Annotated in this window: 6 protein-coding genes; 2 read left to right on the forward strand and 4 right to left on the reverse strand. The window is 69.6% G+C overall.

Going from position 1 to position 17,436, the window contains the following annotated elements; translation table 11 throughout:
* Positions 1 to 1,036, forward strand: a 1,036-nt coding sequence (locus ABEA30_RS05485) for a hypothetical protein (protein ID WP_345580176.1), incomplete at its 5' end; no start/stop codon positions are given.
* Positions 1,037 to 1,119: 83 nt separating this feature from the next.
* Here the strand turns inward: ABEA30_RS05485 and ABEA30_RS15930 are convergent.
* The 3 genes from ABEA30_RS15930 to ABEA30_RS05495 form a co-directional block, all read right to left on the reverse strand.
* On the reverse strand, positions 1,120 to 1,374 hold the full coding sequence (locus ABEA30_RS15930; RefSeq protein ID WP_425584612.1) for a Mu transposase domain-containing protein: 255 nt from the start codon (positions 1,372 to 1,374) through the stop codon (positions 1,120 to 1,122).
* Positions 1,375 to 1,467: 93 nt separating this feature from the next.
* The gene (locus ABEA30_RS05490) at positions 1,468 to 11,769 is read right to left on the reverse strand and encodes a calcium-binding protein (protein ID WP_345580179.1); all 10,302 of its coding nucleotides are present in this window, start codon (positions 11,767 to 11,769) and stop codon (positions 1,468 to 1,470) included.
* A 334-nt stretch (positions 11,770 to 12,103) separates the two neighbouring features.
* Positions 12,104 to 13,069, reverse strand: a complete 966-nt coding sequence (locus ABEA30_RS05495; protein WP_345580182.1) for an NAD(P)H-quinone oxidoreductase — start codon at positions 13,067 to 13,069, stop codon at positions 12,104 to 12,106.
* Between the two features lie 83 nt (positions 13,070 to 13,152).
* Here ABEA30_RS05495 and ABEA30_RS05500 point away from each other — a divergent pair, with 83 nt between their 5' ends.
* Positions 13,153 to 14,148, forward strand: a complete 996-nt coding sequence (locus ABEA30_RS05500) for a leucine-rich repeat domain-containing protein (protein WP_345580185.1) — start codon at positions 13,153 to 13,155, stop codon at positions 14,146 to 14,148.
* Between the two features lie 335 nt (positions 14,149 to 14,483).
* On the opposite strand, the gene ABEA30_RS05505 is transcribed toward ABEA30_RS05500, so the two are convergent.
* The gene (locus ABEA30_RS05505) at positions 14,484 to 17,348 is read right to left on the reverse strand and encodes a glycosyltransferase family 4 protein (RefSeq protein WP_345580188.1); all 2,865 of its coding nucleotides are present in this window, start codon (positions 17,346 to 17,348) and stop codon (positions 14,484 to 14,486) included.
* Positions 17,349 to 17,436 lie beyond the last annotated feature (88 nt).

Here is a 17,436-nt window from a genome sequence, read left to right on the forward strand (position 1 = left end):
AGGCCCCGACTGGCCCGCCACCATCGGATGCGGCTGGTCCGACCCCAACAACCCCGCCCTCATCAACGTCGACAATGGAGCCATCCTCATGGTGCTGGCGGCGAAGTTCCGGGACTCGGCCATCTCGGTCGGCACCTGGCGCGACGCCTCGGAGAACCCCATCCCGGCCAACGGCGCGGTGGACAGCGCGAAGTTCGAGAATTCCAGCATCAGGACTGACATGGCCAACGTCGTCTGGCAGAAGAACGAATTCACTGATACATCCGTCAGCCACCAGAAGTTCCCTGCGCTCATCTACCGGGAGAACAAACACAACGGCACGTCGCATCTGAACCTCTTCGCAGTTCTGGCGCCGATCCTGGCCAAGAACGAGTTCAACGATAACCCCTACCCGCTGGGGATCTCTGCGGCGGCGAACCTGGAGGGCTTCGCACCAGACAACACGGCCGCCGTCGGGGTGAACGGCGAGGGCCGCGGCACATTCTTGGTGGTTTGGAGCGCCAACTCCGGTAACTGGACGTTGGCGGAGTCTGCCAACGCGCATTACCAGCTGGAAGGCATCACCTCGACCGGCTCCATCAAAGCCGACAAGTCCACCGTCATCCTGAGGGGAATGGTCACGGTGTCGAAGTGGGAATCATCGGGGGCGCACATCAAGGCCGGGGAGAACAGCCTGCAGGGCACCATTGAAACGGTCGGAGGCACCATCACGATCAGCGGAGGGACGCTGGAGGGCAAGATCAGCGGGCAGTGCCCCTCTGGCGGAGATATCAGCGTCACCAATCTCAGCGGATCGGTCAGCGTGAAGCAGTGCAACACCGACTTCACACGCGGCGCGAAGGCCATCGCCACCGGGATCGAGTTCCTCTATGCCTTCAGCTCCCACGAGAACCTGTGCCAACCCTTGCCGGGACTACCACCGGAAGTGAAGCCGTACTACCGAACGGTCTATGACACGTACTTCGACATCCCTGACGACCCGCTGTGTTTCCCAGCAACCCACTACGAGGTGCCGAACCGGAGTGAAGGCCAATGAGTCGGTAGGAGGCGCCCTTGAGGGCGATGACGTCGGCGTGGTGGACGATGCGGTCGATCATCGCGGCGGCGACGACTTGATGATCAGTTCGTAGCGACGCAGCCGAGCCAGTTCTGCGGCGAGTCGGCCCCGGTTGTGGGCGTCGGTGAGGCGGCTGATCCAGTCGGTGGCGGTGGCGAACAGGATCCGGTGGCCCTGGTGGGCGGCGGCGACGTCGACCCGGGTGTGCCGATCACCGACGGGTCAACGGAGTAGTCACCGCTGTCGAGCCGGACGTAGCAGTCGCGGGCCCGCTTGACCTGGCTGCGCCAACCCAGGTGCAGCACCGACGGCGGCACGCCTCAAATCTTCGCCAGGGACACACCCGGTTGCCGATCCGCCAGACGGCCCCACCCCGCCCGAAAGCGGGATGGGGCCGAATGGTCCATGTTTTACGGCGCGCAGGCCGGCATGTCGAAGTGACCCGGAGTGTTCGGGTAGGCAGGTCCTGCCGCCCGCTTCATGTCGGTGTTGTAGACCATGGCCGTCTCGACGAAGGCGGAGGTGCCCTTCGTCGTGACGTCCGTCGACACCTGGCCGGCTCCGGAGGCCCACGCGATCTGGTGCACGAAGTCCCGCACGTCCGGCGACATGATCCGCAGGTCGTTGAAGCCGCCGTAGGCCGCGTTGCAGTGCGAGAACAGGTTGTAGGCACCGGTGGTGTCCATCAGCCTGTCACCCGCGTTGGGGCCGTTGGCCGTGACGTCGCCCTGCAGCACGTCGCGGTCGAGACCGCCGTAGAGCCAGTCCACGCCCTGGTGGTGCTGGGCGTCGTCGGCCGTGTGGGTGTCGGTGGTGTCGGTCATCTCGAACCAGGCACACGGGTCCACCGTCTGGCCGCCGATGTCCACCGGCCAGTCAGCGGTGACGCAGTTGGCGAACCCACCGCGCGGTGCCCAGTCGATGATGTCGGAGCCGATGACGTCCTGCTTGCTCTCGTCAAGCTCGCCCGCGCCGCCGAACACGAGGTCGACGAACCGGTCGTTGTCGCCACGCGATGACGGGTCGAACACGCCGCCGGTGAGGCAGTCCGCCGTCGCGGCGTCGGCCACCGGGTCACACCCGCGGCCGCCCCACAGGACGTCCTCGCCGTTGCCGCCGAAGATGCGGTCGCCGCCGGAGTCGCCGTTGACGAGGTCGTCGCCGGCGCCGGAGTCGATCACGTCGGAGCCCAGGCCGCCACGGATGCGGTCCCGGGCGCCCTCGGTCGTCCCCGGGTGGGCGATGGTGACCTGGCCGCCCGTCCCGAGGAACGCGCCGCCGTCGGTGTCGTTGTGCAGGTCGATGCGTCGATCCAGCACGCCCCGGCGGAACCCTGTGAAGGTCTCTGCCGGAGGCTGGTTGAGCGACATCGTGAACTCCGCCGGGCCGCGGTCACCGTCGAGGTAGGTGGTCTTCACGCCGCCCCGGTCGCCCAGGATCGCGTCGTCGCCCGCCTCGCCGTACAGCTCGTCGCTGCCCAGCTCGCCGTAGACCTCGTCGTTGCCGTTGCCGCCGCGGATCAGGTCGTCGCCGTCCTGGCCCCACAGGCCGTCGTCGCCGTCGTCACCGTGGATGACGTCGCCGCCGAAGGCACCGACCGGCTCGCAGGTGGTGCCGCCGGAGCTGCAGAACCTGGTGGTCGGCTCGCCCGACGCCGGGTCTGCGATCCGGATCGCCGTCGCGGTCGACGGCACGCCGCCGATCGGGTAGCGCTCCGTGTAGACCGCCTCGGACAGGCTGCCCGGCATGCCCTGGAGCACCCGCAGCATCGTGCCGTTGTCGCCGATGACCACGTCGTCGGCGCCGTTGGCCTCGACGGTGTCGCCAGCGTCGCGGTGCGCGCGACGCGAGCTGCCACCGACGATGTCGTCCTGGCCGTCAGCCGCAGCCGGGCCCATCAACTGGGTGCCGGTGCTGGGCGTGCCCGGCCAGCCGGGATCGGTGAGCACCGTGGCGCCCGGCGTCTTGGCAGACCCCAGGCCGATGGCGAGGTCGCCGCGGATGGTGTCCGCGCCGCCGTTGCCCTCGAGGTAGTCGCCGCCACCGTCACCGGAGATGACGTCGTTGCCGTCCTGGCCCCAGACGCCGTCCACGCCGGCGCCGCCGGAGAGCCGGTCGTCGCCGTACCGCGTGGCCGCGCCGCCGGCGGCGAGGTCGAACCACGTGATCTGACGGGCCGTCACCAGCTCGCCGCTGACGGAGCCGATCCGCTTGAGCGCGGCCACGCTGGCCTGCCCGGCGGACGGACGGGTCATGCGGCCGTTGTCGCCCAGCAGGGCGTCGTCGCCGTCGCCGCCGAAGACGGCATCCGCCGCATCCGGCTGCCCGACGGTGGCGTCACCGCTGCCCGAGAGCGCCCAACTGGAGCCGCCGACCAGGTCGTCGTCACCGTCGTTGCCCTCGATCCAGTCGGAGCCTGCCCAACCCTCGATGAGGTCGTCGCCGCCGTTGCCGATCAGGCGGTCGTGACCGCCCTGGCCCAGGACGACGTCGGTTCCGTCGCCGCCGTGGACCTCGTCGGCCCCCGACGTGCCCGCCGTCGGCGAGTCACCGAGGTCGAGCGGCACGATCGTGCGGCCCAGGCCGATGCGGTTCACGAGGATCGCCTCCGTATGGGCCAGCGGCACCGCCGTGATGATGGCGTTGTCGCCGGCGATCAGGTCGTCGCCCTCGTCGCCGTAGATGCGGTCGCCCGCATCCGGCCGGCCGACGCCTGCCGAGGCCTGCTCCCACGAGCCGCCCGCGATCATGTCGTGGCCGGTGCCGCCGGAGATGACGTCGGAGCCGTTGTTGCCCTCGAGGTGGTCCTCGCCGGCATCGCCGAAGACGGTGTCGTCGTCGAGGCCGCCGAACGCGGTGTCGTTGGCGTCGCCACCGTGGATGGTGTCCTTGCCGCCCAGCGTCGACGGTTGGTCCGTCGTCGCCAGGTCCACCGGCACGCCGGGAGCCGTGGCGGTGGCGTTGTCACCGATCAACCGGTCCTCGCCCTCGTCACCGAACAACTGGTCCGCGCCGTCCGCCTTGGCGGCGGCCCGGGTGCCGCCGACGACCAGGTCGTCGCCGTGGCCACCGGAGGCCCAGTCATCACCGTCGTTGCCCTCGATGACGTCGACGTGGTTGCCGCCGTAGAGGACGTCGTTGCCGGCGTTGCCGAACACCTTGTCCGCGCCGTCGCCGCCCCACGCGGTGTCGACGCCCGAGCCACCCCAGAGGTGGTCGTCGCCGCCCTGCCCGTCGAGCTTGTCGTTGCCGGCCTGGCCACAGACCAGGTCAGCGCCGCCGCCGGCCTGGACGCGGTCATGACCGCCGCCGGCGGAGACGGTGTCGACACCGGCGCCGCCGATGACGAAGTCGTTGCCGTCCTGCGCGTCAGCCGGACTCGTCTCCGCCACGGGATCCGAGGCCACCGTCGTGCCGGCCTTGCACTGCTGGGCCGCGATGAACTTGTCGCCGTAGACCAACGCCGCGCCGTCGCCGCCGTAGATGTGGTCGTTGCCGTAGCCGCCGACCAGCGTCTTGGTGCTCGGGGTCGCGCCCGCCGGGAGACCCACCGAGGTGACGGTCCGCAGGGGGCCGTAGACCACGCCGTCGATCGTGTGCGGGTTCGCGTCGGGTTCGCCGACCGTGGCCGGCTCAGCCGACAGGTAGTCGTCTCCCGGGCCGCCGTAGAGCTTGTCGGTGCCGAGGCCGCCGACGAGGACGTCGTTGGCCGAGCCACCCACGAGCTGCGTGGACTGGCTGGACAGCGAGCCGCTGGTCAGGAAGTCGACAGCGGTGCTGCCCCAGACCTTGTCGTTGCCCTCGCCGGAGTTGACCCGGTTCCCGGCCGGGGCGACATCCGTCGTCCCGTCGCCGTCGACGTCGAGCAGGTCGGCCTTGAGTGGATCACTCAGGTCCATCGAGACGGAGCCCGTGAAGATGGCATCGTTCCCGGCGCCGCCGTTGATCTTGTCGCTGCCGTTGTCGCCGATGAGGATGTTGCCCTTCGACGACAGCGTCGGCGTGTTGGTCGTCACCGAGAGCGTGTCGTCCCCGGCGTTGCCACGCACGGTGTTCTTGCCCAGCCCCACCCGGATGACGTCGTTGCCGGTGTTGGCACCCTCGGCCTGCGTCGTCGGGTTCTTGGCGGAGGCGGGGTCGATGACGGTGCCCGCCGGGATGTCCGGCGGATCGCTCTCGGCGTCCGTCGCCTTGGCCGTGACCAGCGCAGCCGTGTTGGCCGTGAAGGCGAGGGTGGCGTCACCGGCGACCAGGTCGTCACCGTCGCCGACGGTGATGTTGTCGATGCCGGCACCACCGGCGACCCATGCGTCGGAGACCACGGAACCCAAGGTCTTGCCCGTGTCGACGGTGGTGATGACGTCGTCGCCACCTGCGCCGTCGATCCGGGCGCGCCCGTTGCCCGCGGTGATCTGGTCTGCGGAGCTGGTGCCCTTGACGACCACTTCGCGGTCGAACACCTTCGTGGGCGGCGGCGGTGCATCCGGCGCCGACGTCTCCGACTGGCGCTTGCCCTCACCGCTGAACGTCAACTTCATGCCCACGGGGCTGTTGGTGCCGTCCACCACGACACGCGTGATGGCCGGGTCGTGGAACTCACGGGTGATGCCGAGCATCTGCACCTTGACGCCGTCGTAGTTGTCGTTGGCGCCCGTCGGGTCGGCCGCGGTCTGCGCGTAGTGCAGCTGCGTGACCTTGATGACCTCCGGGTCGTTGCCCGCCTTGGCGCCCCAGGGGGCGCCGCGGTACCCGTCGGTGCCGAGCTTGCCGGTGAACACGTACAGCGTGTCACCCACCACTCCGCCGACGTTGGGCGGTGGCGGCGAACAGTCCACCTTGACCGTGAAGTCCAGCAGCGTCAGCTCCACGAGCCGCACCGAGAACTCCACGGCGAAGATGCTGACGCCGATCTTGATGTTGAGCTCCAGGAACAGGTAGACCCGTCCGGAGGCCGTGAACAGACACAGCGGATTGATCAGCAGCGCCTGCACGAACTCGGTGAGCCGGAACTTGCCGTCGTTGTTCGGGTCGTTCCAGAAGAGGCCGACGGTGAGGCCGATGCCGCCCTCGACCCCGACGGAGGCGACGACGACGCTGACCATCGCGCCCGCCGCGATCTCGCCCTTGAGCGTGACCACCGGCAGCGGCTTGCCGTTCTCGTCGTTGGTGTCGAAGTAGAGCCCGTCGAGGACGCTGACCACGAGCTCGCCCGCGTTCGCGGAGTCGCGCATCTCGATGGCCTTGCGGATGCCGTAGGTGTCCATGCCGGCCCGGATCCGAGCCGTGATCGACGCCGAGCCGGACAGCGTGATGAGCACCGGCGGCGGGGCGTAGACCGGCCCGAACTCCTGGCTGAACGAGAAGCCCAGCGACAGGTTGCCCGAGTCGAACTTGACGAGGTCGACGTCGCCGCCCATCAGGAGGGAGAACGCCTTGGTCGGTTCCTGGAAGATCGGGAACGTGATGCCTGCCTCGTTGGCGCTGCCGGTGGCGGTCCCCGAGCTGAACACCGTCTTGCCGGAGGCCTGGTTCAGCTTGCCCAGGACGTCGGCCTCGGGCTGCGGGGCGGTGATGAGGTCGCCGGCCACGTCAGGCGTCAGGCTCGTGTTCAGCGCCGAGGCGCCGTCGACGTTGAAGCTGCCCAGCCGGATCCAGCAGTCGCTGACCGTGCACTCGGGCATCGCGTTGATCAGTGCGATCACGTTGGTGATGCGCTTGACCATCGTGAGGTCCGGCCCGCCGGCGAGCGTGCTGAACGTCTGCGCCAGCGTGAACAGGCTGATGTCGCCACCGCCTGCGGCCTTGCTGACGTCGGAGAGCACCGGCAGCGGCGCGTAGATCGCGTCGATGATCGGCTGGACGGGGCCCGTGACGCTCTTGACCTTCTCCAGGATCGGGCCGAGGATCTCCGCGAACACCGCGCCGGCGTCGATCGCGAAGTCCTTGAACGCGATGGTCGGCGTGCCGATGCTCGCCTGCAGCGAGCCGCCGTCGTTGTCGGCCGAGATCGTCCAGCCCAGTTCGAAGTTGACCTTCACCCCGGGCAGGAGGGACTTGTCGCCGTTGATCTCGATGCGCGACACGATGTCCCAGTCGATGGTGACCGCGGCGCCGATGGAGATCGCGAAGATCGCCGACGGCGAGGCGGTGGCCATGTCCGCGAACGTCAGCCTGGACGAGTCGCTGGGCGAGCAGAGCGCGGCCCCGGCCTCGAAGCAGCTGCCGGTCTGACCGGGCTTCTTCAGGTCCACCTTGAAGTGGCCCCCGAACACCTGCGTGGAGCCCTGTGGCGTGATGTCCACCCCGATGAACGCGAGCTTCGCCTGCAACTGGGCGGGCATGGTCACGGTCAGTTCGACGCCCAGCTCAGGGCTGGCGACGGCGGTGCCGTCCACGACGTCCCACCCGTCCTGGGTGGCCACGTAGAAGCCGTCGTCGAGGTTCATGCCCACCTTGATGTGCAGCGCGAACTCGGCCGCCACGTTGACGGTGCTCTGGCCGCTGGCGGGGTCTGCCTTGAGCGACAGGCCGGGGATGCCGATGTCGAGCGGGCGCGAGGCCGCGCTGACGGTGTCGCGCACGGTCATCTCGAGCGTGACCCCCTTGACCTGGTCTGCCGGGCAGTCGTACCGCTGCGGCTTCTCGCCCACGGGGTCGTACTCCGACGACGCCACGCCGGTGTCGGTGTAGCTGGTGGTGGTGACGTCGGCGACGAACTTGAAGTCGGCGCCGTCGGCGGGACCGCTGCGCAGCACCTTGTAGCCGATGGCGCCCTCCACCGCGGTCCACGTCAGCGCCACCGTGTTGGTGGCGGACAACGCCAACTGCTGGACGGGTGCCGACGCGGCGCTGGGCACGGTCTCGGACTTGGCATCCGGCGGGCCCTGATAGGCGACCACCTGGTACTTGTAGGTGCCCACGCCCTCGGCGCCAGCCTCCGGCACCGGCTGCGCCTGCGCCGTCAGGCCGGTGACGGGCTCGAGGAACAGCTTGCACTCCATCCCGATCTCGGGCGTGACCGCGGTCAGGCCGGCGTCGGTGAGCTTCTGCGCGAGGGTCGCGTTGAGCTCGTCCACCCATGCCCGCGGGCTGGCGGTGGTGAGGCCGCCCAGGGTGGTCTTGAGGGTGGTGCGCAGCCTGCCGAGGAAGTCGGCACCCTGCTGCAGGTCCTTGCCGACCAGCGGGAGCTTGCCCTCGAACGACGCTGCCCGCAGCGCGAGCTCGGTCATGCTCAGGTAGCTGTCGAGCCCGTGTTCGAACTTGCTGAAGTCCAGCACGGCCGCGGCGATGCGGGCGGCGAGGTCGTCCGGGATGTCGAGCTGCTCGAGCGCGTCGTCGGGTGCCGGCAGGTTGCCGCTGGGCACGAGGTCGGCCAGGTCGGAGGACCGGGGCAGCCGCACCTTGAGCGCGCCCACCGAGCTGTAGTCGCTCACGCCCTTGGCGAAGAGCGGCACGTTGGCGCAGGCCATGAGTTCGGTGGTGATGCCGGTCTCACAGCTGACGCCCTGCGTCGCCATGCCGGTCGGGTTGAGCTTCACGCCGGCGCTGCTGAGGAACGTCGCCCAGTCCACCGGGTTGTTGGCGGTGGCGCCGTCGACTCCGATGCGCATCCCGAGGTCGACGGCGACCTTGGCCTTCTGTGCGCCCTCGGCGCCCGAGGGGTCGCCGAGCGACAGCGACAGCGGGCCGAGGCTGCCGGTGAGCACACCCTCGCCAGAGGCGTTGGCGTGCACCGAGATGTTGGAGTCCTGCATCACCTTGAAGCCGGGGTCGGCGGTGCTGAGCGGCACCACCACGCCCACGTTGATCGAGCCGGTGACGCTGGCCTGCGCCTGGCCTGCGGCCTTGACCGTGACGACGTCGCCGAGCGCGCCGAGGTCCACCGCGATCGGGGTGTCGGTGCGGTAGCTGCGGTCCCAGGCCACCTTCAGCACGAGGCTGGCGGGGTTGGGCGCCGCAGCCGGAACGTAGGCCACCGACAGCGGCGTGCCGCCGAGACGCGAGTTCAGTTGCTTGACGAGGTCCTGGATGGTGTCGGGGTTGTTCGCCACCAGCCAGTCGACGGCGTCGAGCAGCGCGGCGCGGGCCGTGTAGCGGGTGCCTGCCACGGGCAACGCATCCCAGTTCTTCACCATGGTGAGCGTGGTGCCGTCGGCGCTCACCGATTCGACCATGTTGACCTGCGTGCCGACGGTGATCGCGCGGCCCACCATGGCCTCGGTGAACTTAGCCGCGGCCGTCGTGCGGGTGCTGTCGACGAGGGTCTTGGCGCCGTAGGTGACGCCCGCGTCGCCGTTGGCCTGGTCGCTGAGGACCAGGTCGCGCAGCGACCGGCCGATGCCGGGCAGCTTGGTGTTGTACGCAGCGCTGCCCGTGCCGGGGTCGGCCTCGGCGATGTTGTGCACCAGGGTCTGCAGCTGCTTGATGACCATGTTGAACAGGGCCTTGGGGTTGTCGGTCGAGAAGTCGAGCGACGTCAGCTTCGAGAAGTTCGGCGCGGTGAACGCGATCGTGTCGGGGTCGGCGAGGTCGGTCCAGTTGAGCGTGAACGTGACGTCGTTGCCCACGAACCCCTCGAGCTCAGGCACGGTGATGGTCGCCGTCGCCTTCGCCCTGATCTTGACCGACGGCGTCAGGACGCTGCCGGGAGCGGTCACCAGCATGGCCACCAGCTCGCTCAGCCGGATGTCGTGCTGGGCGTCGCCGATGGGCTTGAGCGCCATCGACACCATGGGTGCGGTACCGGTGTCACTGCACGTGTCGTTCTGCGTCGAGCGGCACACCTTGAGGTCGCCCTTGATGTTGACCTTGAAGAAGCCCGCTCGGGCCTGCAGGTCGATGGCCGACTCGATCGGGAAGTCCGCGGTGTAGATGGTCGTGCCGGTCCGCAGCATCACGCGGTCCGTGGGCATGGGCCACTGGTCGACCGTCGTCTTCATCCCGGCGACGGTGGTCTCGTACGGGCAGGCCTGGCCCGCCTTGTCGGCCGGCGCGCACGCGGCGCCGGTCACGGGGTCGGCCAGGTCGAGCACGACGGTGATCGTGGCCTTGTGCGTGGCGCTGACCACGGCCGCGCTGGCCTCGGCGTTGGCGCCGAGGATGCCCGCGCCGTCGTCGTTCGTCAGGACGTCGGCGAACGAGATCGCACCGGTGCGCTCCTCGGGGCCGGAGATGACCCAGTTGACGGTGCCGGTCGGCACCTCGGGCGTCCACTCGGACGTGAGCGTGATGGAGTTGGCCGTGTTGCTGGCGATCTCACCGCCGGAGGAACCGGCTACGACGCGCCGGCCGGTGAGGTCCATGTCCGCCCACGGGCTGCCGGCCACGGTCATGGTGGTGGCGGTGAAGGTGCTCGTCGAGCCGGAGAGGTCCTCGGCGGCCTTGTCCAGGGCGCCGGATGCCGTGCCCTCGAACTCCAGCGGGATGACGAACTTGTTGTTGGTGGAGTCCCAGCTCACGGTGCCCAGGTCGAGGCTGGCGTTGAGCTTGGTCAGGAGGTCCTGCAGGGAGCTGAACTTGGGCGTGCCGATTCGGGCCGGGTCGCCGTCGGACCAGACGTTGTCGGCGAGGAAGTCCTTCAGGGGCCCGGCGATCGCCACGACGTCGGCGAGCGTGCCGCGCATGAACGGCAGGTCGAGGTTGCCGCTGAGCACGCCGCCGCCGCTGTCGAACTTTCGCTGCTGGATGGCGGTCACGGCCGTGATGACGCGGGCGAGCCCGTCGGCCAGGTTCTGCAGGTTCATGTTCTGGAACCGGCCAAGGGTGGCGTCGAAGCCCGTGGTGGTGATCGACGGCGTGCCCTGGGTGATGTCGGCCCAGTTGACGGCGACGGTGGCGTTGACCGAGGTCGGGAAGCCCGGGACCGTCATGCTGGTGTCCGCACCGAGCGTGAACTGGCCGGAGACGGAGCTGGTGGAGTTCACGTCGAGGTTCGCCTGCACGAGGCCCTCGAGCGAGCCGGTGGCGGCGAGTTCGCCCTGGTTGCCGACGAAGGCGAGCTTGCCGTCGTTGTTGGGGTCGTTCATGGTGGCGACCGTGTGGTGCTTGACCGACAGGGTGGAGTTGGTCAGGGTCACGCCGAGGATGCCGACGGCGGCCTTCGCGTTGGCGGTCAGGGTGCCGTCGACGCCGATGGAGATGCGGGGCGTCTGGGTGGCCGGGGCGTCGTCATGGACGAGCCAGGCGCCGCCCGCGCCGTCCTCCTGGATGCTGAACTTCAGCTCTGCGGTGACGGCCGCGCTGACTCCGGCGGTGACCGACAGGTCGATGCCGGCGCCGTCGTCGGCGAGGTGGAGGTCGAGGCCGGAGACGGTGCGGTTGACGGCGGCGCGGAAGTCGACCCGCCAGCCGTCACCGACCTGGTTGGCGTCGGTGAACAGCGTGCCGCTGCGTCCGTCAGGCAGCGTGAAGTCGAACTCGCCAGTGGTCAGCTCCGTGAAGTTGTCGATGGCGGAGATCGTGTCAGCGACCACCTTCTGGATGACGTCGTCCGAACCCAACAAGGCCCCCGGCGACGAGGTCACCAGGGGCAGCGGGAGGGCCAACGCCCCCACCTTGCCGAGGTCCTTCGACCAGGCGGCCAGGTTTCCCGTGCCGTTCGTCGACAGGAATCCCTTGATGGTGTTGACGCCCGGGTCTGCGGCCCAGGCCCGGTTGAATGAGGCGGCGAAAATACCGCTGACGAGGACTGCGATGGCGATGATCCATGCCAAGGGTCGACGAATGCTGACTTGTTCCATGACTTCCCCAAGAATCGAAAAAGGCACGGCGGAGAGCGTGAGGGCATGCTCCGCGGGGCCTAGACGTACGGGGGCCGCACCTTGCTCCCCCTGGCCAGCACTGGCTGAGGCCGACGCTAGAACAGCCGTTACGAAAGCGTCAATACCCCAAGAATTTGACATATTCGCCGCTCGCGGCGGAGACGGAGGTTCGTCAGCCCTCAGGCGCTTGTCGGCCGCTGTTTGGTGGCGGTACTAAAATTCCGCGAGCAAAGTGGAAACACTCCTGCACCTCGGCGTGTCGGGGCTGGGCGCCCCTCAGCCGGGCTCAGTGGACCAGGACGATCTTGCCCACGTTGCTCCCACCCGAGAGGAGTTCGTGGGCGGCGCGCACGTCGTCGAACGCGATGCGGGTCTCCGGCGAGAGGCGGATGCGGCCGTCCCCCAGCATGGGCCACACCTGAGCCTCGACGGCCGCGCAGATCTCCGCCTTCTCGGCCGCAGGACGGAAACGCAGCGAGGTGGCGCTGATCGTCGCCTGCTTCGACAGCAGCAGGCCCAGGTTGAGGGTGCCCTTGACGCCACCCTGCAGCCCGATCACCACCATGCGGCCGCGCTTCTTGAGCGCCTTGACGTTGGCCTCGAGGTACTTGGCGCCGATGATGTCGAGGATCACGTCGGCGCCCCCCGTGGCCTCCTTGAGGGCCGAGACCCAGTCGCCGTGGTAGTCGAACGCGAAGTCGGCACCGTGCTCGCGGCAGTGCCGCAGCTTGTCCTCGCTGCCGGCCGTTGCCGCGACGACGGCGCCCAAAGCCTTGGCGTACTGGGTGGCGAACGTGCCGATGCCGCCGGCGCCGCCGTGCACGAGGAACACCTCGCCGTGGGCCAGGTTGCCGACGCGGAGGTTCGACAGGACCGTGGCCGCCACCTCGAGCACCCCCGCAGCCGACACGAGGTCGACGCCGGGCGGGGGCGGGATGAGCTGGCCCTCGGGCGCCACGAAGAACTCCGCGTAGCCGCCGCCGGACAACAGGGCGACCACCTCGTCGCCCTCCTTCCAACGCTCGACCCCCTCGCCGACCCGTTCGACGACGCCGCTGGCCTCGAGCCCGATGATGTCGGTGACGCCGGGGGGCGGCGGGTAGTGGCCCTGGCGCTGCAGGATGTCGGCGCGGTTCACGCCGGAGGCCACCGTCCGGACCAGCACCTCGCCGGGGCCGGGCGTGGGGGTGTCCGCCTCCCCCAGGGTCAGGACGTCGACGTCTCCAGGGGCTTCAACGATGACAGCGCGCATGAAACCACCCTAACGGGCCGCACCATTGCGGCGAGCCTGACCCCGTCGTCGTGTTCGACTCGACCGCAAGGAAGGAGATCCACATGACCAACAGGATCAAGAACCTCGCAGCTCTGGGGGCAGGCTTCGCACTCACCGCTGCAGGATTCGTCTTTGCAACACAGCCCGCCCAGGCAGAAGTGGACATCTACATCACGCCTGGCAACCACAACGTCAACAACCGCCAGTGGCGCACCACCTGCGAGCCCTACTCGCAGACCGAACGCTGCCGCACGGAAATCATGGCCACGGTCGTGAAATATGAGGACGGCAAGTTCGTCCAGACCACCGACTGGGCGTTCAACAACCTGACCTACAAGGCATCGCCGAGGTCGCTGTGGGCGGGCAACCCCCTCGGCTACACCGGCGCGTGGACGGCCACCGACGGCCGCAAGTGGCGCACCGAGTGCGACACCCCCGCCACGGGTCGCGGCGGCTGCCGGTCCTACATCGAGGCCGACGTGATCGCCAGCACGCCCGGCGGCTACGAATGGCAGCGCCAGTGGATCTTCAACAACATGGTCCGCTTCAGCACTCCCGGCACCCCCGGCCCGACCGGCCCGTCGGACCCCAGTGAGGTGAAGGGCATCGACCTCGACCTGATCGTCGACGCCAACCTGCGCGAGTGCATCGAGGCGGCCATCGCGGCCGACACCGTCGTCGACGCCACCGTCGACCTGACCGTGCTGGACTGCAGCGGCCTCGGCATCGTCTCCCTCGAGGGCCTCGACCAGCTGACCGGCCTCGTCGACCTGAACCTCGGCGGCAACGCGATCGTCGACCTGTCGGTGCTCAAAAGCCTCGTGGACCTCGAGGTGCTCGACCTCAGCAACAACAGCATCGTCGAGCTGTCCGCGCTGGACGGTCTGGTGAAGCTCGACGTGCTGAACCTCAGCGGCAACGACATCACCAATCCCTCGGCGCTGGTCACCCTCACGGGGCTGACCACGCTCGACCTGAGCGACAACGAGATCCCGCTGGCCCTGCGCGCAGTGCTCGACGTCCTCGTTGCGCTGGGCGTCAACATCATCTGGACCTGATCCCCACCAACTGATGAGGGCCCCGGAGCTGTTGCTCCGGGGCCCTCGTCGTTGGCGGCTGGCCGCCTCCTGAGCCGCGAGTCCTACGAGCGGTCGAAGGACCGGCGAGCAGATGCTCGAGGCCGAGACCAGGCCTGGCGCCCTTCGACCGGGCGCTGGGCGCCCGGCTCAGGGAACGTCTCCTGAGCCGCGAGTCCTACGAGCGGTCGAAGGACCGGCGAGCAGATGCTCGAGGCCATCTTCGTCGATCTCGAGTGAGCCTTAAGTCAAGCAACAGCCTCAGCCAACCGCACTTTGTTCGCGCCGATGCGCAGGCGAGTTGCCCGTTTGGGCGACTAATCCCGGCCCGGCACCGCCTCGGTGACGGTCATCGGCGGGAACTCCGGCGGTGGCGGCGTGTGCACGAACCCGGTGATGCGGTCATAGAGCCCGAGGATGTCGGCCTCCTGGCGCTGCCACGTGCGTTCGGCGGCCTTCTCCGCCAGCAGGTCCGCAGGCACCGGCGACTCGAGGTTCTGCCGCACCGCCCGCAGGTAGTCATTCAGGTCTCCGCTGCGGAACACCGTGCCGGTGCCCTCTCGCCGGGTGAAGGCCCGCATGGCCGCGGCGTCGGCGTGCACCAGCGGCAGGCGGGCGTGCAGGTACTCGAACAGCTTGTTCGGCAGCGCCAGGTCGTGGTTGGGCGAACCCTTCGGGATGGCCGAGACCGCGACGTCGGCGCCGCTCAGGTAGTACGCCAGCTCGTGCTGGTCCACCGGGTGCGCGAAGTGCAGGCGGCCCTGCGCCACGCCGGCGGCGTCTGCCACCTTGCGCAGCTCCACCTCCTGCGGGTGCGGGTACGGCACGGCCACCAGCGCCAGGTGAACGTGCTCCGGCAGCTCGGCGAGGCCCTTGATGAGCAGGTCGATGTTGCGCGCGCGGCTGAGCACGCCGGAGTACACCAGCAGCTTCACGTCACCGCCCAGGCCCAGCGCCTCGCGCACGGTGCGGGTGCCCGCCAGGGGATATTCCACGGGGTAGTGGAGCGCCACCAGCGGGCGGCGGGGCAGGTGGAAGCGCTGCTTGAGGTCGTCGGCGAGCGGTTCGGCGACGGTGAGCACACCGTCGGCGTGGACGATGCCGCCCGCCTCGGCGTGCACGAGCATCTCGTGCCGGGCGCGCGCACCGCGTTCGACGGTGGGCAGGCCGGCCCAGTTCTCACGCGCGTCGTAGACCAGGCGGGCCTCGGGGCCGAGGCGGCGCATGGCGACGCGGGCCGCGTCGAACACGTAGGGGTGGTGGACGTGCAGCACGTCCGGCTCCAGGCCGACGAGCAGGTCTGCCAACGTGCTGGTGTGCGCGTCGATGATGGCCTCGGGGCGCTGCTCGGGCGGGGTGACCAGCGCGCGGATGCGGGCGGGCGCGTCGCGCTGCAGCTTGGCGACCAGCCGCTCCGGGATCGAGGTGGGCTTCGCCGCGGGCGCCTGCGCGTCCTTCAGCGGCACGCGGATGATCCGCACGTCGTTCATCACGGCCTCGCCCGGCTGCGTCCCCGGCTGCTCGACCGACACGATCGTGACGCGGTACCCGCCGCGGCTGAGGGTCTGGGCGATCTTCTTCGCGCGGGTGTCGATGTCCACCGGCGCGTGCCGGAAGAGCACCACGTGCGGCGGCTCGACGGTGGAGCCGGGCGCGCGGAACGGCGCCTCGGCCGGCACGATCCTGGCGCGGCCGGCGCGCGGGTCTGCCTGGGCGAGCGTGGCGAGCCGGGAGAACTCGCGCAGGATGACGCCCTCGTTGTGCTGCCAGGAGTAGCGCTCCGCCAGCGCCTTCAGGTGCTCGGCCGGCACGGGCTCTGCCAGCGCGGCCGTGAGCTGCCGGCCGAGGTCCTGCGCGTCGTGGGAGCGGAACACCCGGCCCATGCCGTTGTCGGTGACGAACTGCGCCAGCAGCTTGGCGTCGGAGGTGACGAACGTGAGGCCGGCGTGGAGGTACTCGAACAGCTTGTTCGGCATGGCCTGGTCGTGGTTGGGCGACCCGCCGGGCATGGGGTGCACGGCGACATCGGCGCCGCCGAGGTAGTGGATGAGTTCGCCCTGGTCGACGGCGGGGACGAAGTGGATGCGCTCTGCCACCCCCAGACCCTCGGCTTGCTCCATCAGCTCGGGCTCCATGGGGTGCGGCAGCGGCATGGTCACGATGGCCAGGTGGGCGTCGGCGGGCACGTGCGCCATGGCGTCGATGAGCGTGTCCATGCCCCGGGCGCGGCTCATCACGCCGGAGTAGACGATCAGCGGCGTGCCGTCGTCGACTCCTGCGGCCTCGCGGACCGTGCGCGGGCCGGTGGGCTCTGCCAGCACCGGGTAGTTGCGCAGCTCGACGGCGGGGCGCTCCAGCGCGTACTGCTCGGTGACGATGTCGGCGATCTGCTGGTTGACCGAGGTGACGAAGTCGGCGTACGGCATGAAGCGGCGCTGCACCTCGAGGAGGGTGCGGTGGCCCACGACGTCGCCGATCTCCTTCTCCGGCAGGCCGGTGAAGTTCTCGCGGATGTCGAGCGAGACGCGCACCGGGTGGCCTGCGGAGCGCAGCGCGTCGAGCGCCTGCCAGGCGGCGGGCAGCACGTTGGGGTGGTGCGCGTGGAGGATGTCGGGGCGCAGCGAGATCAGCAGGTCGCGCAGCGTGTACGTGGCGTGGTCCGCGATGGGCAGCGTGGTGGCCAGGTCGAGGTCGCGGTAGAGGTCCTTGCGCGCGTGCCCCGACCGTAGCGGGGCCGTGGCCGTCTCGAGCGCGCCGCCCACCTTGTGCGCCACCTTGCGCCCGATGCGCTGGGCGGCGAACGGGGCCATCTGGGCGGTCAGCTTCGCGTAGTGGGCGGCGGCCTTGGCCGACGCGGGGTCGGCGCCCTTGATCCGCTCCGCGTACACGCCACGACGGCGGCGCAGCGCCCTGACCCGCTCGCCGGCCGCGTCGGGTGCGGCGGGGTCGGCGGTGCCGCCCTTCAGCAGCGACTCCTTCGGCCGGAACGCCAGCGGCACCCGGATCACGCGGATGGCGCCGTCGAGGAGGAACTCCTCGGACTTCCCGCCCGCCGGCTCCAGCGAGATGATGATGGGCTCGAAACCGCCCCGGTGCAGGGTGCCGGCGATGCGCTTTGCCCGCGAGTCGAAGTCGACGGGGGCGTGCCGGAACAGCACGACACGGGGTTTGCGTTCGGTCACGATGCGCCTTTCTGCCGGTGGACGAGCCACGCGCAACTCTACTTGGCGCGCGCGACACCACCGTCGGCCCGAGTGGCCGATGGGCCCC

The organism is Tessaracoccus lubricantis, from assembly GCF_039544535.1.
Taxonomy (GTDB): Bacteria; Actinomycetota; Actinomycetes; order Propionibacteriales; family Propionibacteriaceae; genus Arachnia; species Arachnia lubricantis.

Excerpts from the sequence above, each read along its gene's own strand:
- ABEA30_RS05495 (WP_345580182.1), bottom strand. The coding sequence starts at position 13,069 with ATGCGCGCTGTCATCGTTGAAGCCCCTGGAGACGTCGACGTCCTGACC.
- ABEA30_RS05500 (WP_345580185.1), top strand. The coding sequence starts at position 13,153 with ATGACCAACAGGATCAAGAACCTCGCAGCTCTGGGGGCAGGCTTCGCA.